Raw genomic sequence first — 23,869 nt, 5'->3', positions numbered from 1 at the left:
CCGCCGGCGTCGAGCATAGACTGGACGGCCGCGCGCACATCGGCGAGCTGCTCCCGGGAAGCCAGCGCGCCCATCGTGACGCCCTCCGCGCGGGGGTCACCGAGCACGACGCGTTCGCGGATGCGCTCCCCGACGGCGGCGATGACGTCCTGAACCTGCTCCTGCGGAACGATCGCGCGGCGGATCGAGGTGCATTTCTGGCCGGCTTTGGCCGTCATCTCGGTGACGAGGGACTTGATGAAGGCGTCGAATTCCGGCGTGCCCTTGACCGCGTCCGGGCCCAGGATCGCGGCGTTGAGGGAGTCGGTCTCGKAAGTGAAGCGGACGCCGCCCTTGACCACGTTGGGGTGGGACTTCAGCGTGTTGGCGGTCGAGGCCGAGCCTGTGAACGCCACGAGGTCGCGGTAGTCCAGGTGGTCCAGCAAGGTGCGGACGGAGCCGGAAATGAGCTGCAGCGAGCCCTTGGGCAGGATGCCGGATTCGTCGATTGCCTTGACGACGGCCGCGGCCACGTAGCCGGTGGGGGTGGCGGGCTTGACGATCGTGGGGACGCCGGCGATGAAGKCCGGGGCGAGCTTCTCCAGCATGCCCCAGACCGGGAAGTTGAAGGCGTTGATCTGCACGGCGACGCCCGGAATGCGGGTGTAGATGTGCTCGCCGGCGAAGGAGCCGTCCTTGGACAGCACCTCCATGGGGCCGTCCACCACCACCTGGGAGTTCGGGAGCTCGCGGCGGCCCTTGGACCCGAACGTGAAGAGCACGCCGATGCCGCCGTCGATGTCGATCATGGAGTCGATCTTGGTGGCGCCGGTCTGCGCCGAAAGGGCGTAGAACTCCTCGCGCCGGCCATTGAGGTACTGCGCGAGCTCTTTGAGCTTAAGGGCGCGCTGGTGGAAGGTCAGCTTGCCGAGTTCCGCCTGCCCGGTGGTGCGGCCGTAGTCCACGACGGCGGCGAGGTCGAGTCCTTCGGTGCTCACCTTGGCCAGGAGTTCGCCGGTGCTGGCGTCCAGGACCGGCGCGGCGCCGGCGGCGGAGGCTGCGTCGGGAGTCCACCATGAACCCCGGATGAAGCTGGGAACGATCTCTACGGTGTCTACTGTGGGTACGACTGTGGTGGTCATCGTTGACGGGTCCTTCCAACGCGGGGCAAGATCAACACGGCCAACATTACTGACCGTCCGTTCGGTAATATGTCTACAGTACATGAATGAGGCCCGCCGCACACTAGCTACGGCAGCACAGACCGGCCGGGCCGTCGACCKGCCGGCAACGAAGGAGACGCTATGACGCCCGAGACCGGCAGCACCGAGTTGTGGAAGATCACCCTCGGGGAACTCGACGAGAAGATGGGCGTGAAGATCGTCGAGGAGTCCGTGGACCGCGTGGTGGCGACCATGCCGGTGGAGGGCAACCGGCAGTCGTTCGGACTCCTGCACGGCGGCGCCTCGCTGGCCGTGGGCGAGGCCGTGGGATCCTGGGCCGCCGTGATCCATGCCAGCACCCTGGGCAAGACGGCCGTCGGCGTCGACGTCTCGGCCACGCACCACAAGTCGGCACGGGAGGGGACCATCACCATCACGGCCACCCCCATCCACCTTGGCGGCACCCTGACCACCCACGAGGTCCTGATCACTAACGAGGCCGGCCAGCGGCTCTGCACGCTGCGGATCACCAACCTGCTGCTGGCCCGCAAGTCCTGACGGCTGAGTTCGCAGCCCGGAGTTCCGGCCCGCACCCCGAGGTCGCCCCAGACTTGCGGGGTCGCCGTAGCCGTACGGCGAGCCCGCAGCTTTCCGGCGAACCGGGGCCCGGCCATGGCCCGCCTACACCGCTCTCCCCTCGTGATGTAGGGCCGATCGACCCGGAAGGCCCCACGACCGGACTGTTAGCTTGGAAGGGCTGAGTCGCCCGGCACCGCTGGGCGCAACCGGTCACACCGGAAGGGACCCATCATGCTCTCAGACACCTCGCTTCCCGTCATCAAGGCAACGCTTCCCGTGGTCGGCGAGCACATCGAGGAGATCGCCAAGCGCTTCTACAAACATATGTTCGACGCGCGGCCGGACCTCCTGGACGGCCTCTTCAACCGGGGGAACCAGGCGGACGGCCGCCAGCAGCAGGCGCTCGCCGGATCCATCGCGGCATTCGCCGGCATGCTCGTGGACAAACCGGATCAGGTCCCGGACCATCTGCTCTCCCGAGTGGCCCACAAACACGTCTCGCTGGGACTAAGCCCGGACCAATACCAGGTTGTCCATGACCACCTCATGTGGGCGATCGTGGATGTCCTCGGGGATGCCGTCACCCCGGAGGTCGCCGCCGCCTGGGACGAGGTCTACTGGCTGATGGGGAACCTGCTCATCAACAAGGAACGCGGGCTGTACAACGCCGTGCACCTCTCCCCCGAGACCATATGGCGGACGTGGCGGGTGGTGCGGCGGATCCAGGAGACGGAGGACGTTGTCTCCTTCGTCGTCGAACGGACCGACGAGCGCGACGTMAAGCCGTCCCTGCCGGGGCAGTACGTGACCATCAAGATGGCCATGCCCGACGGCGTGCAGCAGCCCCGGCAATACAGCCTCACCAAGGCCGACGACGGGCAGCACCGGCAGTTCGCGGTGAAGCGGGTCCATGGACTCGCGACTCCCGACGGCGAGATGTCCACGCTGCTCCACAACGATGTCCAGGTGGGCGACGAGGTGGTGCTCTCGGCACCGTTCGGCGACGTGGTACTGGAGTACACGGACCGGCCCCTAGTCATGGCCAGCGCGGGGATTGGGATCACGCCGATGGCCGGGATGCTGTCGCACCTGGTGAAGTCCGGCTCCCAGCGCCAGGTGATGCTCCTGCACGCCGATGACAGCGAGGCGTCCTTTCCGCTCCGGGCGCAAGTCCGGGAGGATCTCGCGACGCTGGCGGACGGGACCTTGAAGACGTGGTTCCTGACTCCCCCGGAGGCCGGAGAGTCGTCCGGATCCGCGTTCTCCGGGTTCATGGACGTCAGCGCGGTGGAGCTCCCCGACGACGCCGAGTACTACCTCTGCGGTCCCCTGCCGTTCCTGAAGTCGGTGCGCAGCGCCCTGATTGCCGGCGGCGTCCCTGCCAAGGACATTCAATACGAGGTTTTCGGCCCGGATCTCTGGCTGGCTGACTTCCAGTAGCCCGGTAGCTAACGCACCGGCCGACGCCGGGCGAAGATCACGAAGGCCGCGCCCAGCAGCAGGGCACCGGCGCCGAGACCGGCAGCATACAACAGCCCTCCGGCGCCMGTGCTGGCCAGCTGGTTTGCGCTGCCCGCGGGCGTGCCGCCCACCGTGACAGAGGCCTCCGACGGCGGGACGATAGAGGGCGGGACGGTAGACGGCGCAATGGGAACCTGCGCCGGCACTGGCGACTGCGCAGGAGTTCCGGGCTGCTGGACGGCCGGCTGCTGAGGAGCGGGCTGCTGGGGAGCCGCCGGCGTCTCATCGAGGGTGCCCGCGGAAGCAGGCGCGGCGTCGATGGTGAACCCGACGGCGGCCGGAAGCGAAGCGACCCCGTCAACAGCCTGCGTGACCCTCAGCGTGTGCGCTCCGGCGGCGAGGCCTGCGGGGAACGGGACACTCCACCGGGCGCCGCCGGCCAGGTCCTGCGGAACCCGCGGCTGCAGCGCGGCCTGCGCCCCCGCACCGGCGGAACTTGCCTGTGCCGATCCGATGGCCGCACCGTCCACCGACACGCTGACCTCGGCGCCATCGACGGCGGTCCCGGAGATGCTCGCGGGCAAGGCATCCTGGCGCAGATGCTTGCCATCGCGGATGCCCGAGACCGCCGGGACTGGTGGGATGACGGTGAAACTGCTGGTCGCGGAGGGGCTGTCCGTCTGGCCCGGAGCCGTCAGCACCGCGGTCACCGAGACTTTTCCGAAGACCGGMTGATCGGCCACGTTGATGCTCCAGCGGCCGTCGGGTGCGACCAGCCCGGTCCCGGTGAAGTCACCGGAGAGCCGCACCGTACGGCCGGGCTCCCCCGCTCCCTCAATCGTTTCGACGGCGGTCAGCCCAGGGCCGTCCGCAGAGCCGTCCGTCCGGGCGTCTGCCGGAGCCGTGATGACCGGCGCCGCGAGGCCGGAGACCTTCACGGACAAGGAGACCGCTCCGGAGCGGCTGAAGCCGTTCACGGTTTCCGCGGAAAACGTGAAGGAACCCGCCCACTCGGGTGCGGGGAACTGCCAGTTTCCTGACGCGTCCACCGGCACTTCCAACGGCTGGTCCGGCTTCTGGTCCGGGTTTGAGCTTTGGACGGTGATGCGGACCTTGGAATTCGGCGCCACCACAGAGGCCGGGCCGGCATCCACGTGGCCCCTGATGGGCTCGCCGGCTGCGAGGGTTCCGTTGACGGCCGCGGCGAGCGTCGGCTTATTCAGGAACAGCTGCAGCTGGACTCCTCCGGGGATGCGGCCGGTGGCGTCCTCGAGCGTCGTCGCGATGGCGCGGGTCTGGACGCCGCCGTCGCTTTCCGCCCCGGTGTGCGTGCCCACCGCGAAGTTCCCGCTGATCCACGGGCCGCCCGAGTCCCCGGGKCGGGACTTGACCGTGGTGGAGTCAAAGCCGTTCAGCGCCCGGAGATCGTTGTCGTAGTCCGGCGGCAGGGAGTCCGGACCGGCGATGACCCACGTTCCCACGGAGTCCACAGTTCCGCACGACCAGCCGAGGCTCCGGCCGGATCGGCACACGGGCTGGCCCTGGAAGGGAGCCACGGTGCMCACGATCTTCACGGAGGTCGGCCCAGGATCGGCGGGGTTGTCCCACCGGGTGACGGCGGGCTGKAGGTCCAGGCCGCTTCTGATGCCTTGGAGGACGGCGATGTCCGTGCCCACATTGGTCCCGTCCGAGGCAACCTTGGTGTTGCCCGGGCCGCCGAACTGGCTGAACCCGAAGGAGCCCAGGGTTCCGGCGGCCGTGCCGGAACCGGCCCCGCCGGCCGCCGGCGCACCCGCCGGGTTTTCAATCTCGGCCTGCTTCGCGGCGCCGTCAGCGGCGCAGTGCCCGGCCGTCAGGACCAGGGGCTCGCCCGCGGGGCCGAAGGCTCCGAACCCGGCCGAGCACACGGTCCGGCCGTCAATGATGTAGCCCTCGCCGCCAAAGTAATCCCCTTCCGTGGCGATCCGGGATCCTTGCTCCAGCGCTACGTTGGCGTAGCGGGCCACAAAGTCCGCCGCCGACATCTTCKGCTTAGTGCCTGGCGCTGTCGCCGGCGTTGTGTCCGGGCCGGTGAGCAGGCCGGCGCTGGAGGCCGGCCCGGTTTGTGCCGTGGTGGTGCCGCCGGTTCGGATGACGAAGTGGCCGTTGGTGTAGGTGACGGCCTGGAGCCCGGCGGCGCCGACGTCGCGGACATAGGCCTCGAACAGTTGCTGCGTGCTGGAGACAAGGAGCTCGGCGGCTGAGGGGAGAACGGCTGCGGATGCGGGAGCGGCCAGCACGAAATCGGCAGGCCCGGCCTGATTTAGGTGGTCCACGCCATTCAGTTGGTTAACGCCGTTCAGTTCCGCCACGCGCGCCCGGAGCTCGGGGCCGTCGCCCTCGACGACGATCGTGCCGCCGTGGAGGCTGATCCCCACATAGCCGGGGAGCGTGCGGAGGGAGGATGCGGCGTCGGCGGCCCGCCGGGCCAGGGCCCCGGCGGCATTGAATTCCGCGAGGGTCATGCCAAGGTCCCGCTGCACGGCTTCGGCGAGGCCGGCACCGCTGATGGGCGCCGTGGCAGGCGCCGAAGCAGAGTCAGCCGCAGAAGACGAAGCCGAAGACGCAGCCGAAGGCTCAGCCGGGGAAGACGCGGCAGGCGCCGCCGCCGTCGTTGGGACCGGCGAGGGCGAGGTTGAAGGTGACGGCTCGGCCGGGACCGGCGCCGGCGTTCCCGCACCGGTTTCAGCCACCGCCGGCATGGCGGACACCGTTCCGGCGGACACGGTTCCGGCAAGCGCGATCGCGAGGGCAGCGGCGGCACGCACCATCAGCTGGAACTTCGGAGTCTTCACCCGGTTACTCTAGCGTCCCAATTTGGCCAGAATGGCCGTCAACTCCCGGTCCGTTATGCCATTGTGGCGTAAGAAATTTTCGGTCTTCACGTGGCGAACGAACCGCAGCAGGCTTTCGCCGCGGGATTCCAGCAKGGGCACCAAGGCGTCCTCGGGCAGGAAGCGTTCGTGCGGATGCGGGACGGCGGAGCGCCGGTGATGCTCGTTGATGCCCCGCATGGAGCACTGGTAGGCACGCACAATGGYCTCGTCGCCGTGCCCGGCGAGGTCTTGGAGCATGGCGGCGATCATGCCGCTCCGGTCCCGCCCGGCGGAGCAATGGATGATCACCCCGCCTTTCGCGGCCGCCACCGCTTTGAAGACGCCGGCCAGCAGGTGGGGGAACAGCCTGGCGTTGTCGGCATAGGAGGCGGGGTCGTTCAGGTAAGGCACGCAGAGTTCACGGAATTCGCTGTTGGCCGGTTCTTCGGTAGGAGCCAGCACGACGTCGAAGGCCGCCAGGGCTGCCTCGTCCACCGGCGGGTCGGTCTCCCGGCGCCGTATTTCGGCCTCGTTGCGGAGGTCGACGACGGTCCGGATGCCGCGGTCGTACGCCTGCCGCCAGCCGGTCTCAGTCAGCCATTCCCGCCGTCCCATGCGGTACACGTCCCCGGCCACATGCCACGCGTTGACCGCCCCATCCCACTCCATCGTTCCGGGCACCGCCACCCCTTTGGCTTGGCCACCCGACGCGGCAGGAATCGTCATCTTGAAAGCTAATCACACGCCCCAGCGCCAATCCACGGCAGGATTCCCAAAGGACATACACAATGGKAATATTGGCATGGTGCGGGTTCCCGCTTCCGCAGAGCGGCGGAGCACCCGGTAGCCGCCGGACTCCTTTTCAGTTCGCCTGCCGCCGGGACTGACACCCCTTCGCGATGCGATTTCAAAGCATGGGCGCTGAAGCCAGCGTGTTACTGAGGAGAACACCATGGGAAGTCTGAAACTTCGACGCCGGCGAACGGCTCTGGMAGCCGGTCTCGCCGGCCTGGCAATGGCGGCCKGTTTGGCGGGAGTGCCGGCGCAGGCGGTGGGCAGGACCACGTACATCGCGCTGGGAGACTCCTACGCCGCCGGGCTGGGGGCCGGTCCGTATCTGGATAATTGTTACCGCAGCGAKAACACCTATTCCGAGCTCGCTGCCCACGCGCCAACCATMAAACTGGTCGCCAACGCGGCCTGCAGCKGCAAGACGACCCAGGACGTCGTGAACACCCAGCTGAGGCAGCTGAACAAGACCACCGACCTCGTCACCATCACAGCTGGCGGCAACAATCTTCGGTTTGGGGCAATCCTTGCGTACTGCAGTGCAGCCATGGTCAATMCCGTCGCGGGGCGGCAGTGCGCCGCGGCGACGGACTTCGCGCAGGGCGAGATCTCCAGCCATAAACTGGACGGTGACGTGACCGCGATGATTCAGAGCGTGAAGGCTGCCGCCCCCAACGCCAGGGTTGTGGTGACGGGCTACCCCTACCTCTATGATCCGGTCGCCCCGGGTCAGACTGATCCGATGTCCGTGTTCGTCTATAAAGCCACACACCTGGCTGACGGCCTGAACGGCTCCATCGCCGCCGCGGCCTGGGCCGCCGGAGCGGAGTACGTCGATGTACGGGCCGCTTTCGCCGGTCACGGCGTCAATTCCGCGGCACCGTGGATCAATCTCAACCTTTTGGCCCCGACCAGTCCCGAAAACTACCACCCGAACGCCAAGGGCTACATGGCGTACTTCGCATCACTTCGCGGGGCCAAGGCCTACTCGACCCCCTGACGCCGTATGGCCAGCCGGGCCTCGAGGCCGTTGCGGACCATGGGCCACTCGTGCTCGAGGATGGAGAAGACCACCGTGTCCCGCAGGACGCCGTCGGCGGTGCGGGAATGGCTGCGCAGGACGCCGTCCTGCTTGGCTCCCAGCCGGGCGATCGCCTCGCGGGACTGGTGGTTGAGCCAGTGCGTCCGGAATTCGACCGCCGGGCACCCKAGCGTTTCGAAGGCGTGCCGCAGCATCAGGAGCTTGGAGTCCGGGTTGGTGCCGCTGCCGTGCGCGGAGGCGGCGTTCCAGGTGGATCCGATCTCGACGCGCGGCGTGACCGGATCGATGTTCATGTACGTGGTCATGCCGATGACCGCGCCGGGTGTGCCGGTGGCCGGATMGATCAGCCGCGTGGCGAACGGCAGCATGGATCCCTGCTCCTGGAGCGTGAGCCGGCGGTCAATCTCCGCGGCCATCCCCTCCKGCTCTGGGACGCCGGTGTACCAGAGCTTCCACAGTTCGCCGTCGCGCACCGCGTCCACGAGGCCGTCGTGGTGGTCCTGGCTCAGCGGTTCCAGGACGACATATTTTCCKGTGAGCGTGGTGGGATGAATGCGGTTCACGGGACCATCCTAGGTGCGGGACTGGACGGTTTGCCGGATCACGGGCGGCCCGGAGGCAGGTTCGGTCCCAAAGCCGCACCTTCTGGGTAGGCTGGGGCCCATGATCACAGTCACCGGTACGGTCCGCTCCGCCCTGGATGCCAGTAACGCCTTCGCATACCTCGCCTCTTTCGAGCACACGCCGGAATGGGACCCCGGGACGCCGGTGGTCAAGAAGCTCTCCGACGGCCCGGTGGCTGTGGGCCACCGCTATCACGCCGAAGCGGAGTTTCGCGGCAAGCGGCAGACGCTGATCTACGAGGTCGTGGAGCTGGCCGGGACCCGCATCAAACTGCGTGGCGAAAACAAGTCTGTCATCTCCGTGGACACGATCGACGTCACGCCTTCGGGCTCCGGATCCGAAGTCCGGTACACCGCAGAATTCCAGCTCAAAGGATCGCTCAAGCTTGCCGAACCGTTCGTCAAGCCGGCCTTCCAGTCACTTGCGGCTCCGGCCATGGACGGCATGAAGAAGACCTTGGACGCGCGGGCATCAAGGTAGTCCCGGCCCTGCGGTCAGTCGGTCCAGTCGAAGAAGCCCTTGCCGGTCTTGCGGCCCAGTTCGCCGCGGGCCACCTTGTCGCGGAGGATCTGCGGCGGGGCGAAGCGCTCCCCTAGGGTGGACTGCAGGTATTCCGCGATGCCGAGGCGCACGTCGAGGCCCACGATGTCGGTGGTCCGGAGCGGGCCCGTGGGGTGCTTATAGCCCAGGACCATGGCGTTGTCGATGTCCTCGGCGGACGCGACGCCCTCTTCGACCATGCGCATCGCTTCGAGGGCGATCGCGACGCCAAGCCTTGAGGAGGCGAAGCCGGGAGCGTCGTTGACGACGACGGCGGTCTTGCCGAGCGCCTCCACCCAGCCGCGGGCTGCCTGGGCCAGGGCATGGGAGGTCTGTTCGCCGAGGACTACTTCGATCAGGGTCGACGCCGGCACCGGGTTGAAGAAGTGCAGCCCCAGGAAGTTCTGCGGCCGCTTCAGCTCGCGGGCCAACCCGTTGACGGACAGTGATGATGTGTTGGAGGCGAGGTAGGCGTCGTCGTCGAGCCGTTCCTCGATGCCGCGCAGGGCGGTGACCTTCAGGTCCCAGTCCTCCGGCACGGCCTCGACCACCAGGTGCCGGCCGGCGAAGTCGTCGTAGTCGACGGTGACGGCGAGCCGGGAGACCATCTCGTCCAGATTGCCGTCCACGGCGCCACGTTCGATGCTCTTGGCCGCGGCGGACTCGACCCGCTCGCGGGCGGCCTCGGCCGAAGCCTCGTCGCGCTCCACGACCAGTACATTGGCGCCCTTGATCAGGAAGGCGTGGGCGATGCCGGCGCCCATGCGGCCGCCGCCGAGGACCCCGACGGCTACGGGAAGGTTGGCGGGGAGTACGGAGTTGCCCATGGCTAGTTCTTCTTCTCGGATTCGTTTGCTGCCGTCTTTGCGGCAGATTTCTTGTCGGATTTCTTGTCGGATTTCTTGTCCAGGAAAGCCTGCATGCGGTCGAATTTTGCCTGCGATTCGAAGAGGATCCCCTGCGCCAGCTGGTCGATGAGGGGGTGCGCCTCGGCCGGCGCATGGAACACGGACTTGGTGATCCGCACGGCGAGCGGGTCCTGCGTGGCGATCCGGTCGGCGAGCTTGTGCGCCGCGGCCATGAGCTCGGACGGTTCATGGATTTCGGTGATGAGGTTGACGGCCAGGGCGCGTTCTGCGCGCAGCACGGCTCCGGCGAGCAGAATCTCCTTGGCCACAGGCTCCCCGACAAGCTCTTTGAGGCGCCAGCTGGCACCGGCCGCGGCCAGGATGCCGAGGCCGGTTTCCGGGTTGMCGATCCGGACCGACGGGGTGCCGATCCGGAAGTCGGCGGCGTAGGCCAACTCGGCGCCGCCGCCGAGGCAGAAGCCGTCCAGGGCCGCGATGACGGGCATCGGCAGCTTGGCGATGCGGACGAAGATGGTGGAGTTGATGCCCTGCAGGGCGTCGTCGCGGCGGCGTTCGCGCAGCTGTCCGATGTCGGCGCCGGACGCGAAGACTCCCTCGGCGCCGGCGATGATGAGGATCCCGGGATGCTGCTCGAGGTAGGCGCACACGGCGTGAAGTTCGTCGACCATCTGCTGGTCGATCGCGTTGCGGACCTCGGGGCGGTTCAGGACCACCACTACGCGGTCCTCGCGCTGCTCGACCAGGAGCGTGCTGAAGCCGGCCGGGTCGAGCGTCTCGGCCGCCACTACACGCGCTCCAGCAGCATGGCCGTGCCCTGGCCGACGCCGATGCACATGGTGGCGAGGCCGATCCTGGCGTCTTCGCGTTCCATCCGGCCCAGCAGCGTGATGGCGATCCGCGACCCGGATGAACCCAGCGGGTGGCCCAGGGAGATCGCGCCGCCGTCGCGGTTGACGATCTCCGGGTCCAGGCCGAGCCGGMGCATGCTGGCCAGGGACTGGGTCGCGAACGCTTCGTTGAGTTCGACGGCGCCGAGGTCACCGACGCTGAGCCCCGAGCGGGCGAGCACCTTCTGAGTGGCCGGGACGGGGCCGATGCCCATGATTTCTGGCTCACAGCCGGCCGAGGCGCCGTCGATGATGCGGGCGCGCGGCGTGAGGCCAAGCTTCTGGATGGCGGCTTCGGAGGCCACGATGATGGCGGAGGCGCCGTCGTTGAGGGTGGAGGAGTTGCCGGCGGTGACAATCGAGCCGCCCTTAACCACGGGCCGGAGCCCGGCGAGGACGTCCATGGTGGTGCCTGCCCGGGGGCCCTCATCGGTGTCCACGACGGTCTCGCCCTTGCGGGACGTGACGGTCACGGGGACGATCTCGTCGGCGAAGCGGCCTGCGGCGATCGCGGCGAGGGCGCGTTCKTGGGAGCKGACGGCGAAGGCGTCGGCGTCCTCGCGGGAGATGCCGTCAACCCGTCCCACCTCCTCGGCCGTCTCCGGCATGGAGTAGGTCATCTTCCCGTCCCGGGCGAGCTCGCCCTTGGCGAACCGCGGGTTGACGAAACGCCAGCCGATGGAGGTATCGAAGATTTYGCCGGGTTTGGCGAAGGCCGTCCGGGGCTTTTCCTGGACCCACGGGGCCCGGCTCATGGATTCGACGCCGCCTGCGATCACGATGTCGGCGGCACCGGACTTGATCATCTGGCTGGCCATGATGATGGCGCTGAGGCCAGAGGCGCACAGCCGGTTCACGGTGATGCCGGGGATGTGCAGGGGAAGCCCAGCTAGGAGCGTGGCCATCCGGGCCACGTTGCGGTTCTCTTCGCCGGCGCCGTTGGCGTTGCCGAGGATCACCTCGTCGATGCTGTCCGGGTCGACGCCGGCGCGGACCACGGCTTCGCGGACCACCAGTGCGGCCAGGTCATCGGGGCGGACCGCGGAGAGGGCGCCGCCGTAGCGGCCGACCGGGGTGCGGGCACCKCCTACAAGAAAAGCCTCGACCATGAGAACATCCTTCACCAAGAAAGCGGGGCCGGCAGCAGAGTAATTTACCGACCGTTCGTTCTATAAAGATTACACGGCAGGGCAAGCGGGTCAACCGGATGCCGCCGGATTACGCGACGACGACACCCAGATGCGTTGYGAGCAGCGGGGCCAGCAGGGTGAGCTGGTAGTCGTCGATCACGAGTCCGGCCAGGCTGCCCAGGCCGCTGATCGTGCGGAAGTCGGTGCCGCGGAGGTCGAAGTCCTTGAGCCGGGCCCCGGTGAAATCGAGGGTGCCGATCGTGCAGTTCTTCAAGGCKACCCGAGTGGCGGTGCAGGAGCCCAGATCCAACTCGTTGATTATGCAGTCGCTGATCTGCACGTCGGTGAGCTTGGATCCGCGCAGGTTCACGTAGTCGAGTTTGCCGCCGTCGATCCRCACCGACTGCCAGCCGCTTTCGTAGAGCTCCGCCGATCCCCAGCGGGGATTCCCGATCTCCACGTCGCGCAGGCTGGTCCGGGCGGCCGTCAGCACCGGGGCGTAGACCTCGGTGAGGATGCAGTMGCGGAAGGTGGCGCCGCGCAACTGGGTCTCATTKAACGACACCCMGGCGAACTCGCACTCGGCAAAGTCCGTGCCGCCAAGGTCCAGGCCGTCGGCCGACGCGCGGCTGTATCGGACGCCGTCGTACCGTACACCGCGCCGGAAGTCCGGGGCGKGCTCGTCCCGCAACTCCCCCGGCCGAACCGGCGCGAGGCGGGGTGCGGTGACTTTGGGCGCCTTGGCCGCCCCGGCGTGCCGGACCATCAGAGCGACTCGGCCTTGGCCGCGATTTCCGCCATGTCCTTCGCGAGCGCCTTGCGGGTGATGCGCATGCCGAGCGGAGCGAACACGGTGAGCATGATCTTGCTGAACCKGGTGGGGCTGGTGAGCTCGGCACCGAACGTCAGCGTGAGGTCAGTGCCGCCGTCGCGCTCCGCCAGGGAGAATCGCGAGGTGTAGTCGGCGCCGCCCTGGAGAGCCTTTACGGTGGTGCCGCCGMCCCGGCCGTTCGACGGCGCCTCGCACTGGKAGACCCACATCTCCACCGTTTCCGAGCGCCCCATCATGGTGCGGGTCTCTTTCCAGCGGGTCCCTACGGCATAGGGTCCATCGGTGAGCATCTGGATCGCGTCAACGCCGGACAGGGTTGCGGCAGATGCGGGAATGTCCGACACCACCGCCCAGACCGAGTCCGCCGGAGCCTTGATGTGCTGCGTGAGAGTGGTCTTGTGGTCCATGACTCCGAGCCTAGCCCGGGGAGCGCCCGCCGGGAAAAGCCACCAGGGTTCGCCCCGCCCTGCCGCGGCCGGCGGCAACATCCACCGATCAGCTCGCGGCACCCTTTTTGGACGAGGTCTCTTGAAGTAGTAAGCATGCTTTGTGTTATGGTGTTTGGACAGTGAATTTCTACCGGAAACGAAAGGTGGCCTGCACCATGGGTATCGGAGACAAGATTCAGAACGAAGCGGAGCACCTTGGCGGCAAGGCCAAGGAAGCCGCAGGAAACGCGACTGACAACGATCAGCTGCGGGCCGAGGGTCAGCGCGACCAGGTTGTAGCCGACGCGAAGAAGGTCGGCGAAAACGTCAAGGACGCGTTCAAAAAGGACTAGTCCTTTTCAAGAATTGCGGCGCCGGACTTTCCTTTGGGGGATGTCCGGCGTCGCTTTTTTGTGCCCTCCGGGCGAACATCCTGCAACAATGGCCGGAACAGCCACAGAGGGGACAGCATGGCACGCACCGAGGCAGACCACGGCAAGCCCGCAAGCCGGGATCTCAGCAACGTCGACCTGAGCCAGGCCAGTGCCGCGGCCGGCGGTTCGCCGGTGCTGCGAGGTTACCTGGCGACGCCGGAGGGCGAGGGGCCCTTCCCGGCGGTCCTGATGATCCACGAAGCGTTCGGCCTCGACGACATCACCGTCCGCCACGCTGACCGATTGGYGGCGGCGGGATACCTGACGCTTGCCGTTGATCTGTTCAGCGACGGCGGCGCCCGCCGCTGCCTCGTGGCCACCATGCGGGCGCTGGCGGCGGGCGAGGGCCGGGCCTTCACCGACCTGGCGACAGCCCGGGACTGGCTGCTGGAATCCGGCCGGACCACCGGCAAAATCGGCGTGATCGGGTTCTGCATGGGCGGCGGATTCGCCCTGMTCCTGGCCAATGACCGCTTCGACGCGGCGGCCGTCAACTACGGMCGGCTCCCCAAGAACCCCGAGAAGGCCCTGGCCGGCGCCTGCCCGGTGGTGGGCAACTTTGGCGGCAGGGACCGCAGCATTCCAGGCGGGGCGGCGAAGCTTGAGTCCGTCCTGGACCGGCTCGGGGTGGAKAACGATGTCAAGGAGTTCCCATCGGCCGGGCACTCTTTCCTCAACGATGCGGAGGCCGGACCGAGGGCGCTGCGGCCGCTCTTCCGGGTCATGGGCGTCGGCCCCGATCCGCAGTCGGCTCCGGAAGCCTGGCAGCGGATCGAGGACCACTTCGCTGAGCATTTGAAGGCCTGAGCATTTGAAGGGCTGAGCATTTGAAGGCCTGAGCATTTGGACGTCCGAGCGCCCGCCCTTTCCGGATCGACTGCTCCGTAACCGCCCTCATGGCGTTCCAGAAGGKCGGTTACGGAGCAATCGACGGCTACGCCAGCGGGGGCTCCTAGCTGTAGAGCTCACTCTTGGGCTCGTTCTGCTTGACCTTCTGCCAGCCTAGCCACAGCATGAGGGCGAAGAACGGAACGGTGGCGAGGGTCCACAGGCCCAGGTGGAAGACCTCACCGGTCTTGCTGGTCATGGTGTCGAAGCCGATCAGCACGGTGATCGCCAGGAGCGCAAGCAGTCCGGCCCAGCTGGTCCAGGGCGAGCCCGGCATCGGGAGGCTGGAGACGCGGCCCTTCTGGTGGCGCAGMGCGATCTGGCTGGCGAAGATGGCGCCCCATGTGAAGATCACGCCGATCGAGGCGGTGTTCAGCGCGAGGTCGAAGGCGTGCGAGCCGCCCAGCCAGATGTTCAGCAGGATGCCCACGAGGTAGAAGGCGGCGATGGCGAGGATGGCCGCGTACGGCACGTGCCGCTTGGACATCTTGGTGAGCCACTGCGGGGCATGTCCGTTGTTGGCCATGGTGCGGAAGACGCGGCCGATCGAGTACAGGCCAGAGTTGCAGGAGGACAGAGCGGCGGTGATGACGATCATGTTCATGACATCGCCCACCCAGCCAAGGCCCATCTGGCCGAAGACGGTGACGAACGGGGACACGCCGGCCTTGTACTGGTCMGAGGGCAGCAGCATGGCCAGCAGCAGTACGGAACCGACGTAGAAGACCACTATGCGCAGTACGACGGCGCGGATCGCCTTGGGCACTTCGCGCTTGGCGTTTTCCATYTCGCCGGCGGTGATGCCGACGAGTTCGATGCCGTTGTATGCGAAGATCACGGCGTTCAGCACCAGGACCATGACGAGGGCGCCCTTGGGGAACATCCCGCCGTCGTCGGCAAAGAGGTTGGCCACCGAGGCGTGGCCCGCGCCCACCTTGGCGTTGGTGACCACCATGAAGGTGCCCACAGCCAGGAAGATCAGGATGGCGCCGACCTTGAGGCAGGATGCCCAGAATTCAAACTCGCCGAACGCCTTGACGCTGAACAGGTTCACGGCCACCAGCAGCGCGAGCGCCGCAATCGCGGAGGCTTCCACCGGCACGTTGGGGAAGAAGAACTGGAAGTACAGACCGATCGCGATCAGTTCCGCGATCCCGGTCATGCCCCAGTTGATGAAATACATCCAGCCGGAGATGAAGGCGCCCTTTTTGCCGAACATTTCGCCGGCGTAGCTGACGAAGGAGCCCGAGGTCTGCCGGTACATTATGAGCTCGCCGAGAGCCCGCATCAGCAGGTAGGCGATCACGCCGGCAATGGCGTAGGAGAAGATCAGCGCCGGGCCGGTGGAGGCCAGGCGTCCGCCGGCTCCCATGAACAGGCCGACGCCGATTGCGCCGCCCATCGAGATCATCGTCACGTGGCGGCCGCTCAGGGTCTTCTTGTAGCCCTCGGCGCTGAGAGTCGAGTCGACGACGGCGGGTTGCGCCGGCGCGCTCTGAAGTTCGGTGGAAGTACTTTGTGGCACAACAGTTCCTTGCAGGTCGGATTAGGGCCGGGACGGGACCGGGATTCGGTTACACAACATGCGGGTTTGCCCCGGCGGGGCGGCAGCGTGTACCGAACCTCACAAAGTCAAAGCTTCGCGCGGCTCATCCATCGTACTAGAATTYCCGGCCCTACCGTGACGCGGGCAACACCAGACGGGCACTATTCCTAATTAGTGACGCTCGATCTGTTCAATGGCCGAATAATGTTCTATTTGGAGCCCGTAAATCCMGGCGCATCATTCCCTTGCGTCACGGCGCCGTCCCGCATGGCGTACCGGCGCCAGTTCCCGGCCCCGACGCCGTGCCCGGTGCGGTTCCCGCTGCTGTTTGCACGGGCGCACTTGCTGAACCACTCCCCCAGCGCACGGTCATGGCTGACTATGACCAGCGTCCCCGCGAAATCGGAGAGGGCAGCTTCAAGCTGTTCCACGAGGACGGGCGCCAGATGGTTGGTGGGTTCATCCACGAGCATCGTTCCGAACCCGCCGAGCAGGAGCCGGGCCAGCGCCAGCCTGCGTTGTTGCCCTGCGGAAAGGCTGCCCACCGGTACGTGGAATTCGCTGGTMCGGAAGAGCCCCAGGCGCAGCAGTGCCTCGGCGTGCTCATCGATGTTGCCGCCCAGGCCCGCGGCAAAAGCAGGCAAGAGCCGCAATGCCGGACGCCGAGGGAGTTCCAACTCCTGCTGCAGGTACCCGATCCGGCCGTGCCTCACCACGGTGCCCTTGGCCGGTTCCAGCGTGCCCGCAAGGACGGAGAGCAGTGTKGACTTGCCTGCGCCATTGGGGCCAGTKATGAGGATTTTCTGGCCCGCCTCCACCCGGAAGTCCGTGGCCTCCAGGCGGCCGGACACGGCCACCCCGTTTGCTTCAAGAGCGGGACCCGCCGCAACGTCCGCCTGCAGATCCGTTGCCAGCTTCAGGGGCACCGGGGGACGGTCGATGGGGCTGGCCTCCAGCCGGCGGAGACGTTCCTGGGCGTTGCGGACCTTGCTGGTGACCGCCTTTTGCCACGTGCYGGCCTTGAAGTCGAACCCCATTTTGTCGCCGTCGCGTTGGCGGGCATAGCCCATCCTTCCCGCGACCGTGTCCGCCTGGAGCCGTTCGGCAGCCATCGCGTCGAGCCACCCCTGGTATTGCTGCGCCCAGCGCAGGCGTTCGGCAGCCTTCTCCCGCAGGTAGCCTTCATAGCCGTTGCCATAGCGGTTGACCGTCCGGCGTTCGGCATCAACCTCAATCACGGTTGAGGCCACTTTGCGCAAGAGCACGCGGTCGTGGGAGACCACCACCACGGTTCCGCGGTGCGCCGCCAGCCGCGCCTCCAACCAGGCCGTACCGCTGGCGTCAAGGTGGTTGGTGGGTTCGTCCAGGAGGAGGATGTCCGCGGGATCGGCCAGTACGCAGGCGAGTGCCACGCGTTCCTGTTCCCCGCCGGAGAGTGAGCCMAGTGTCCGCGTCCGATCCAGCCCGCCCAGGCCCAGCCTGTCCAGCGCCGCCTCCACCCGGGATTCCGCGGCGTAGCCTTCCCTGAGCTGGTACTGCGTCTGCAGGTTTCCGTAGCGCTCCAGTTCGTCCGCTTCCGCGCCGGCAAGCCCGGCCTCCAGCCGGTCCAACTCGGCCTCCAGTGCGCGCAGCGATGCCAGTGCGGCGTCGATCGCGTCGCTGACGGTGAACTGATCGGGCAGGCCATGAGCCTGGGCAAGGTAGCCGACACGGCCTTGGCGGACGGCGGTGCCCTCGTCCGGGGCCTCGAGGCCGGCCAGAACCCGGAGCAGCGTTGATTTGCCCGCGCCGTTTTCGCCGACGACCGCCACATGTTCACCGGCTGTGATGGCCAGTTCGACGCCGGCAAAGAGCTGGCGGTCCCCATAACMATGGGATACGCCCGAAAGGCGGAGATGTTCGCTCAAGGAGTCCTCGCAAGTAAGTGCCCAGCCTGCCGGCGGCGGCTTGCGTCCTCAAGTATCGCACCGTCGACTATTGCTGAGATACCGAGGCGACTGCCGCATGGCGGACGTGACCGCGTCCCTGCGCCCCGGCGCTAGGCTGGGGGCATGGGCACAGCTCTCCGCACACCGCCGGCGCCGCAGCCGGAGCTTTACCGGTTCTCACGGCTGGACTTCATCACTGCCGGACTCTATGTGGCCGTGGCCGCATTCTTCGCCGTGGCGGGGGAACTGCTGGCGCCGCTGCTGCTGCGGTTGTCCCCGAATCCGGCCGTGGCGTCCTATGCGGTGAACCTGATCTTCTACGCAACCATCGGCATCCTGGCGCTGACCGCCGCGCGGCGCGTTGCCGCGCGGGACCTCCGCGTCCTGGCCACGAGGCCCTGGTTCACCGCGCTCATGGTGCCGCTGTCCGTGGTGGTGATGCTCATCCTCACCGCCGTGTTCGTGGCCGTCAGCGGGCCGGTGCAGACCTCCGCCAACCAGGCCGGGCTCCAAGCGCTCATGCAGCAGGTCCCGGCGTGGCTCATGGTGCCCCTGCTGGTGATCGTGGGCCCCTTCGTCGAGGAGTACATCTTCCGCCACCTGCTGATCGGCAAGCTGAGCCGCCGCGTCAACCTCTGGCTGTGCTGCGGCCTGTCCGTGGTCCTGTTCGCGGCCCTGCACATCGTGGGCCAGGAGCAGATGACCCTGCAGGTGCTGATGCCGTACCTCGCCATGGGCGCCGTCCTGGTGTTCGTGTACGTCTGGACCGGCAAGAACGTGATGTTCTCCTACTTCGTCCACGCCTCCAAGAATCTTCTGGCGGTGGTGTTCATCTACGCGATTCCGCCGGAGGTCCTCGAACAGCTGCAGCGGATCCAGGGCTAGCCGACGCCGCGAACGGAGATGGCGGGAACGTCGGCGGAGATCTTCCGGCGCGGACACCTACCGCCGGCCGTCCCGGCGTCGTAGGTTCTTCCCATGACACTGAACATTCAGATCGTGGTGGACTGCATCGACCCGCACGGGCTCGCCGACTGGTGGGCCGAAACCCTGGACTGGGCCGTGGAGCCGCAGGATGAGGGCTTCATCCGCTMMATGATCGCGCAGGGTTTCGCGACGGAGGCGGAAACCCGGACGCATCACGGCAAGCTCGTCTGGGGTGCCGGCGCCGCCATCGTCCCGCCCGAAGAACTCGACACCAAGGCGCCCGCCCGCCGGATCCTGTTCCAGTCGGTCCCCGAGGGCAAGACCGTCAAAAACCGGGTTCACTGGGATGTGAGGCTGGCGGGCGGGGACAAGGATGAGGTGCGCGCCGCCCTGGAAGCGCGCGGCGCCACGTTCCTCTGGACGGCCCGCCAGGGACCCCACGAATGGCACACCCTGACGGACCCGGAAGGCAACGAGTTCTGCATCAGCTGAGCCGATTACTAGACTCGGACTGTGAGCAACGAAATCCCCGCCAAGGTATCCGACGTCTTTGACCCCCAGCGGTGGCGCACCGTGTCCGGTTTCGACGACTTCCAGGACATGACCTACCACCGGCAGGTGGAGCGCTCCGCCGACGGAGAAGTGGTCCGGGACCTGCCCACCGTGCGCATCGCCTTCAACCGCCCCGAGGTCCGCAACGCCTTCCGGCCCGGCACCGTGGACGAGCTCTACCGCGCCATGGACCACGCCCGGATGACCCCCGACGTGGCCACCGTGCTGCTCACCGGGAACGGCCCCTCCCCAAAGGACGGCGGCCACTCGTTCTGTTCGGGCGGGGACCAGCGGATCCGCGGCCRCGACGGGTACCGCTATGCCGAGGGGGAGACGAAGGAGACCATCGACCCCGCCCGCGCCGGCCGGCTCCACATCCTGGAGGTCCAGCGGCTCATGCGCACCATGCCCAAGGTGGTGATCGCCGTCGTCAACGGCTGGGCAGCCGGCGGCGGGCATTCCCTCCACGTGGTCTCGGACCTCACCATCGCCTCCCGCCAGCACGGCAAGTTCAAGCAGACCGACGCCACCGTGGGAAGCTTCGACGCCGGCTACGGCTCGGCCCTGTTGGCCCGTCAGATCGGCCAGAAGGCCGCTCGGGAAATCTTTTTCCTGGCCCGCGAATATTCCGCCGACGACATGGTCCGGATGGGCGCGGTCAACGAGGCCGTGGACCATGAACGCCTAKAGGAAGTCGCGCTGGAGTACGCCGCCGACATCGCCCGGCAGTCCCCGCAGGCCATCCGCATGCTCAAGTTCGCGTTCAACCTGGCCGACGACGGCCTGGCCGGCMAGCAGGTCTTCGCCGGCGAAGCKACCCGTCTGGCCTACATGACCGACGAGGCCGTGGAAGGCAAGGAAGCCTTCCTCGAAAAGCGCGACCCCGACTGGTCCAAATTCCCGTACTACTTCTAAGGCGTGCTGTGACTTCCGRAGCCATCAACATCGAACCTGCGCTCAAGGCGCTGGCTGCTGCCCTCCACGGCGAGGGACCCGCCGTCGAACTCTCCGCCGGGTCCGACGGCGCTCCGGTGCTGGCGTTCCCCGCAACGCCCKGCATCGAGGACGCAGCCGTCGTGGTGCGGACGTCCGGGTCCACGGGCACGCCGAAGGCAACCGTCCTCACCGTCGACGCCCTGGCGGCGTCGTCGATGGCGACCGCCTTTGCGCTGAAGGGCGAAGGCCAGTGGTTGTTGGCCCTCCCCGTGCAGTATGTGGCCGGCCTGCAGGTGCTGGTCCGCTCGCTCTTTGCGGGCACCCGCCCGTGGGTCATGGACATGACCGGCGGCTTCACCCCGGAGGCCTTCACGGCCGCGGCGGCGGAACTCACAGACAAGATCCGTTTCACCTCGCTGGTGCCCACCCAGCTGCAGCGGCTCCTGGACTCGCCCTCGGCCGAGACGCTGGCCGTGCTGCGGCGCTTCAACGCCGTCCTGCTCGGCGGCGGCCCCGCGGCCCCGGAGCTGCTCGCGGCGGCCCGTGACGCCGGAGTCAAGGTGGTGACCACCTACGGATCGGCCGAGACCTGCGGCGGGTGCGTGTACGACGGCTTCCCGCTCGAAGACGTCCTGGTCCGCGTAGCGGAAGACGGCCGCATCCTGCTGGGCGGGGCAACTGTCGCCGCCGGGTATCTGGATGCCCCCAAGCTCTCGGCCGGCGCCTTCATCGAAGAGGACGGCGTCCGCTGGTACCGGACCAACGACCTCGGAGAACTGGACGCCGACGGCCGGCTCACGGTGCTCGGGCGGGCCGACGACGTCGTCATCACCGGCGGCCTGAAGGTTTCGGCCGCACACGTCCAGGCCGAGCTGGAAAAGCTCGACGGCGTGCGCGCCGCCTTCGTGGCCGGTGTGCCCTCCGCGGAGTGGGGCCACGCCCTGGCCGCGTACGTCGCGGTGGCCGACAGTTCCCCGGAAGGCCTGGCCGCGTTCGCCGACAGCGGGAACGAAACTTGGGGGGCGGCGCTGGGTGCGCTGGCGCCGAAAACGATCCTGCCCGCCGCGGAACTGCTCATGCTGCCCAACGGCAAGCCGGACCGCCTCGGCATGACGGTCCTGCTCGATGCMCTGCATCAGGGAAAATAGACAAGCGGCTTCCGGCTTCCGGCCGGGTATCGAACCAACCAACGAGCATTCAACGAACCAATGAGGTACTGACCGTGGCCACAGCCGCACAATGGATCCAAGGCGCCCGACTGCGCACCCTGCCCGCCGCGATTGCGCCGGTGCTGATCGGCAGCGCGGCGGCTTACGAGATGGATTCGTTCATCCTGCTGAACGCCGTGCTGGCCGCACTGGTCGCCCTGCTCCTGCAGATCGGTGTCAACTACGCCAACGACTACTCGGACGGCATCCGCGGTACGGATGAGGACCGGGTGGGCCCGCTCCGGCTGGTGGGCTCCGGCGCGGCCAAGCCCGAACACGTCAAACGGGCCGCCTTCGCGGCGTTCGGGCTGGCGATRCTGTTTGGCCTGATCCTGGTGATCATCACGCAGGCATGGTGGCTCATCCTGGTCGGCATCGGCTGCGTGCTGGCCGCCTGGGGCTACACCGGCGGCAAGAACCCGTACGGCTACCTCGGCCTGGGCGACGTCTTTGTGTTTGTGTTCTTCGGCCTCGTGGCAACGCTGGGCACCACCTACACGCAGGCCGGCCAGCTCAGCCTCGCCGCCATCATCGGGGCGATCGGCACGGGGCTGATCGCTTGCGCCCTGCTCATGGCGAACAACGTCCGCGACATCCCGACCGACAGGAAGGCCGGAAAGAAGACCCTGGCCGTGCGGCTCGGCGACAAGCATGCCCGCGAAAGCTACGTGCTGATGCTCGCCGTCGCGATCCTGCTGGTGATCGTCTTGGCCCCGGCCCGGCMGTGGATGCTGATTGTGCTGCTGCTGATCCCTGYCAGCCTCATGCCGTCCTGGCTCATGATCTCCGGGCGGCGCCGGAAGAGCCTCATCCCGGTCCTGAAGCAGACCGGACTGATCAATCTCGGCTTCGCGGCACTGTTTTCACTGGKACTCGTCCTGAGTCACGGCTTCTAGAACGCTCTTTCTAAGAACGGATCCGCCTCCGCGGCCCAGCGCTGCTTCCGAGTCACTGCCGGCGCTCCGGCCCGCCGGGTTCCGGCGMGGCGGGTTCCGGCCCGGCGCTGTTAGGAGTCTTTGGGGCGGGCGTCCGTGTGGACGGCAATGTCGGGGTTCGCATMCACCATTCGGTCTTCGGCCTCGGCGTCAGCCACCTCGCCGGCGCTGCGCAGCGGCTTGGCCTTACCCGAGAACCGGTGGTGGAGCGTCGCGGTGGCCGCGTCGCGCTGCCTCTGGAAGAACAGGAAGCTGATGGCGAAAGACATCATCCCGGCGCACAGCGCGGCCAGGAGCACCCCCAGCTGCAGGTAGAGGAAAAGTGCGAAGAGAGGCGCAAACAGCGCCAACCGAATCAGGGAGTATTTGAGGAAAGCCACACCCCAAGTTTAGCCGCCAGGACGGCAKCCCGGCAGCGGACGCYGACCTCCCTGCGGCTGCGGCGCCCCTGGCCTGTCCCGGGGGCAGCACCGGTGGCCGGAGCCGGGGCCGGACCGGGGGCCGGTGATCGACGCCGTCGGGCCGCTTGACGGCTAGACTGAAGATATGCTCCGTGTAGTGGTCCCGATCGTCATACTGGTCGTATTCGTCTATGGACTTGTCGACCTCATCCGGACTGACAAGCGGTTGACTAGGGGGATCTCCAAAACGGCCTGGATCTTCGTGCAGATCCTCCTCCCCGTGGTCGGCGCCATCCTGTGGTTCCTGATCGGACGCCCCCGTGCCACGGACACCGCGCCCGTCGCCTACAGCCACCCCGTAGCGCCCGACGACGACCCCGATTTTCTGCGCAACCTTGAAATCCGCCGCCGCRACCAGGCCGAGGCCGACAGGCTCAAGAGGCTCAAGGACCAACTCGATGCCAAGGAGCGCAAGCTTGACGCCGGCAACGGGGATGCGAACCGCCCGGAGAGCGCCGGCGATGCCCGCGAACCAGGCGACGCCGGCACGCAAGGCACCGACGAGGTCAAGTAGCAGTACTCCGGCCCTCATTCCCCCGGTACAACGACTCCACGCCATACTAACTGCGGCCATTCGCCCCGGATGGCCGGAATCCCGGCCTCAAAGCGGCCATCTCCGGCAAATGGCCACCGCTCATCCACTCCGCGGCTGCTGCTCGCACGGCCCACTCCTCCCCCCCACCCCGGCCGCTCTGTGGATAACTCACGAGCCTCCTCGACGCGGGCGCAGAATGCTCCTATGCGCGAGCCCAGTGAGCTACCCCCGCACCTCCGACATCGGCCCTTCACCGTGGCCGAGGCCCGCACTGCCGGGCTGAKCCGACGACGGACCCGGRCCCAGGATCTCGCCAGCCCCTGTTATGGAGTGCGCGCCAC

Annotated in this window: 25 protein-coding genes; 13 read left to right on the top strand and 12 right to left on the bottom strand. The window is 67.5% G+C overall.

The window, feature by feature from the left end; all coding sequences use genetic code 11:
- On the bottom strand, nt 1-1,121 hold a 1,121-nt coding region (locus tag AC1DBQ_RS06850), incomplete at its 3' end, for an aldehyde dehydrogenase family protein (protein ID WP_476927791.1).
- A gap of 162 nt (nt 1,122-1,283) precedes the next feature.
- Here AC1DBQ_RS06850 and AC1DBQ_RS06845 point away from each other — a divergent pair.
- Together AC1DBQ_RS06845 and AC1DBQ_RS06840 are read left to right on the top strand one after the other, a co-directional pair.
- On the top strand, nt 1,284-1,700 hold the full coding sequence (locus tag AC1DBQ_RS06845; protein ID WP_476927790.1) for a PaaI family thioesterase: 417 nt from the start codon (nt 1,284-1,286) through the stop codon (nt 1,698-1,700).
- A gap of 252 nt (nt 1,701-1,952) precedes the next feature.
- On the top strand, nt 1,953-3,161 hold the full coding sequence (locus AC1DBQ_RS06840; protein ID WP_476927789.1) for a globin domain-containing protein: 1,209 nt from the start codon (nt 1,953-1,955) through the stop codon (nt 3,159-3,161).
- A gap of 8 nt (nt 3,162-3,169) precedes the next feature.
- On the opposite strand, the gene AC1DBQ_RS06835 is transcribed toward AC1DBQ_RS06840, so the two are convergent.
- Nucleotides 3,170-5,686 carry a S1 family peptidase gene (locus AC1DBQ_RS06835; RefSeq protein ID WP_476927788.1) on the bottom strand — a complete coding sequence of 839 codons (2,517 nt, stop codon included), beginning with the start codon at nt 5,684-5,686 and terminating at the stop codon, nt 3,170-3,172.
- Between the two features lie 43 nt (nt 5,687-5,729).
- Between AC1DBQ_RS06835 and AC1DBQ_RS06830 the strand changes: the two genes are divergently transcribed.
- On the top strand, nt 5,730-6,029 hold the full coding sequence (locus AC1DBQ_RS06830) for a hypothetical protein (protein ID WP_476927787.1): 300 nt from the start codon (nt 5,730-5,732) through the stop codon (nt 6,027-6,029).
- Here AC1DBQ_RS06830 and AC1DBQ_RS06825 read toward each other — a convergent pair.
- Nucleotides 6,026-6,706: a tyrosine-protein phosphatase gene (locus AC1DBQ_RS06825; RefSeq protein ID WP_476927792.1), complete on the bottom strand. Its 681-nt coding sequence runs from the start codon at nt 6,704-6,706 to the stop codon at nt 6,026-6,028. The genes AC1DBQ_RS06830 and AC1DBQ_RS06825 overlap by 4 nt on opposite strands.
- Nucleotides 6,707-6,989: 283 nt before the next feature.
- On the opposite strand from AC1DBQ_RS06825, the gene AC1DBQ_RS06820 reads away from it, so the two are divergent.
- Nucleotides 6,990-7,826, top strand: coding sequence for an SGNH/GDSL hydrolase family protein (locus tag AC1DBQ_RS06820; RefSeq protein ID WP_476927786.1), 837 nt, complete (start codon nt 6,990-6,992; stop codon nt 7,824-7,826).
- Here the strand turns inward: AC1DBQ_RS06820 and AC1DBQ_RS06815 are convergent.
- Complete coding sequence (locus AC1DBQ_RS06815; RefSeq protein WP_476927785.1) at nt 7,811-8,431, bottom strand: GNAT family N-acetyltransferase; 621 nt, start codon at nt 8,429-8,431, stop codon at nt 7,811-7,813. The genes AC1DBQ_RS06820 and AC1DBQ_RS06815 overlap by 16 nt on opposite strands.
- Before the next feature lie 100 nt (nt 8,432-8,531).
- On the opposite strand from AC1DBQ_RS06815, the gene AC1DBQ_RS06810 reads away from it, so the two are divergent.
- On the top strand, nt 8,532-8,972 hold the full coding sequence (locus AC1DBQ_RS06810) for an SRPBCC family protein (protein WP_476927784.1): 441 nt from the start codon (nt 8,532-8,534) through the stop codon (nt 8,970-8,972).
- Between the two features lie 14 nt (nt 8,973-8,986).
- Here AC1DBQ_RS06810 and AC1DBQ_RS06805 read toward each other — a convergent pair whose 3' ends face one another.
- From AC1DBQ_RS06805 to AC1DBQ_RS06785, 5 genes are all read right to left on the bottom strand, one after another.
- Nucleotides 8,987-9,859: a 3-hydroxyacyl-CoA dehydrogenase family protein gene (locus tag AC1DBQ_RS06805; RefSeq protein ID WP_476927783.1), complete on the bottom strand. Its 873-nt coding sequence runs from the start codon at nt 9,857-9,859 to the stop codon at nt 8,987-8,989.
- A gap of 2 nt (nt 9,860-9,861) precedes the next feature.
- Nucleotides 9,862-10,686 (bottom strand): enoyl-CoA hydratase/isomerase family protein, encoded by an 825-nt coding sequence (locus AC1DBQ_RS06800; protein WP_476927782.1) that lies wholly within the window; start codon nt 10,684-10,686, stop codon nt 9,862-9,864.
- Complete coding sequence (locus AC1DBQ_RS06795) at nt 10,686-11,897, bottom strand: thiolase family protein (protein WP_476927781.1); 1,212 nt, start codon at nt 11,895-11,897, stop codon at nt 10,686-10,688. The genes AC1DBQ_RS06800 and AC1DBQ_RS06795 overlap by 1 nt, the downstream gene beginning before the upstream one ends.
- A 109-nt stretch (nt 11,898-12,006) precedes the next feature.
- Nucleotides 12,007-12,684 (bottom strand): pentapeptide repeat-containing protein, encoded by a 678-nt coding sequence (locus AC1DBQ_RS06790; RefSeq protein ID WP_476927780.1) that lies wholly within the window; start codon nt 12,682-12,684, stop codon nt 12,007-12,009.
- Entirely contained in the window at nt 12,684-13,157 is a 474-nt protein-coding gene (locus AC1DBQ_RS06785; protein WP_476927779.1) for an SRPBCC family protein, read from the bottom strand. The genes AC1DBQ_RS06790 and AC1DBQ_RS06785 overlap by 1 nt, the downstream gene beginning before the upstream one ends.
- 197 nt (nt 13,158-13,354) lie before the next feature.
- Here AC1DBQ_RS06785 and AC1DBQ_RS06780 point away from each other — a divergent pair, with 197 nt between their 5' ends.
- Both AC1DBQ_RS06780 and AC1DBQ_RS06775 read left to right on the top strand, forming a co-directional pair.
- Nucleotides 13,355-13,531, top strand: a complete 177-nt coding sequence (locus AC1DBQ_RS06780; protein WP_116765351.1) for a CsbD family protein — start codon at nt 13,355-13,357, stop codon at nt 13,529-13,531.
- Between the two features lie 117 nt (nt 13,532-13,648).
- Complete coding sequence (locus AC1DBQ_RS06775; protein WP_476927778.1) at nt 13,649-14,419, top strand: dienelactone hydrolase family protein; 771 nt, start codon at nt 13,649-13,651, stop codon at nt 14,417-14,419.
- Nucleotides 14,420-14,564: 145 nt separating this feature from the next.
- Here AC1DBQ_RS06775 and AC1DBQ_RS06770 read toward each other — a convergent pair whose 3' ends face one another.
- Nucleotides 14,565-16,025 (bottom strand): amino acid permease, encoded by a 1,461-nt coding sequence (locus AC1DBQ_RS06770; protein ID WP_476927777.1) that lies wholly within the window; start codon nt 16,023-16,025, stop codon nt 14,565-14,567.
- A 230-nt stretch (nt 16,026-16,255) separates the two neighbouring features.
- Entirely contained in the window at nt 16,256-17,953 is a 1,698-nt protein-coding gene (locus AC1DBQ_RS06765; RefSeq protein ID WP_476927776.1) for an ABC-F family ATP-binding cassette domain-containing protein, read from the bottom strand.
- Between the two features lie 144 nt (nt 17,954-18,097).
- Between AC1DBQ_RS06765 and AC1DBQ_RS06760 the strand changes: the two genes are divergently transcribed.
- The 5 genes from AC1DBQ_RS06760 to AC1DBQ_RS06740 all read left to right on the top strand — a co-directional run bounded on the left by AC1DBQ_RS06760 (nt 18,098) and on the right by AC1DBQ_RS06740 (nt 22,493).
- Nucleotides 18,098-18,859 (top strand): lysostaphin resistance A-like protein, encoded by a 762-nt coding sequence (locus AC1DBQ_RS06760; protein ID WP_476927775.1) that lies wholly within the window; start codon nt 18,098-18,100, stop codon nt 18,857-18,859.
- Between the two features lie 93 nt (nt 18,860-18,952).
- A complete protein-coding gene (locus AC1DBQ_RS06755; RefSeq protein WP_476927774.1) occupies nt 18,953-19,393 on the top strand; it encodes a VOC family protein in 441 nt (146 codons plus the stop codon).
- A 21-nt stretch (nt 19,394-19,414) separates the two neighbouring features.
- Entirely contained in the window at nt 19,415-20,368 is a 954-nt protein-coding gene (locus tag AC1DBQ_RS06750; protein WP_476927773.1) for a 1,4-dihydroxy-2-naphthoyl-CoA synthase, read from the top strand.
- Nucleotides 20,369-20,376: 8 nt separating this feature from the next.
- The gene (locus AC1DBQ_RS06745; RefSeq protein ID WP_476927772.1) at nt 20,377-21,537 is read left to right on the top strand and encodes an AMP-binding protein; all 1,161 of its coding nucleotides are present in this window, start codon (nt 20,377-20,379) and stop codon (nt 21,535-21,537) included.
- A gap of 74 nt (nt 21,538-21,611) precedes the next feature.
- Nucleotides 21,612-22,493 (top strand): 1,4-dihydroxy-2-naphthoate polyprenyltransferase, encoded by an 882-nt coding sequence (locus tag AC1DBQ_RS06740; protein ID WP_476927771.1) that lies wholly within the window; start codon nt 21,612-21,614, stop codon nt 22,491-22,493.
- 110 nt (nt 22,494-22,603) lie between these two features.
- On the opposite strand, the gene AC1DBQ_RS06735 is transcribed toward AC1DBQ_RS06740, so the two are convergent.
- Nucleotides 22,604-22,912, bottom strand: a complete 309-nt coding sequence (locus AC1DBQ_RS06735; RefSeq protein WP_476927770.1) for a DUF4229 domain-containing protein — start codon at nt 22,910-22,912, stop codon at nt 22,604-22,606.
- A 166-nt stretch (nt 22,913-23,078) separates the two neighbouring features.
- On the opposite strand from AC1DBQ_RS06735, the gene AC1DBQ_RS06730 reads away from it, so the two are divergent.
- Nucleotides 23,079-23,507 (top strand): PLD nuclease N-terminal domain-containing protein, encoded by a 429-nt coding sequence (locus tag AC1DBQ_RS06730; protein WP_476927769.1) that lies wholly within the window; start codon nt 23,079-23,081, stop codon nt 23,505-23,507.
- The last annotated feature ends 362 nt before the right edge of the window (nt 23,508-23,869 follow it).

This window comes from Arthrobacter sp. 10T413_2, from assembly GCF_056394205.1.
This window is presented reverse-complemented; position numbering and strand designations above follow the sequence as displayed.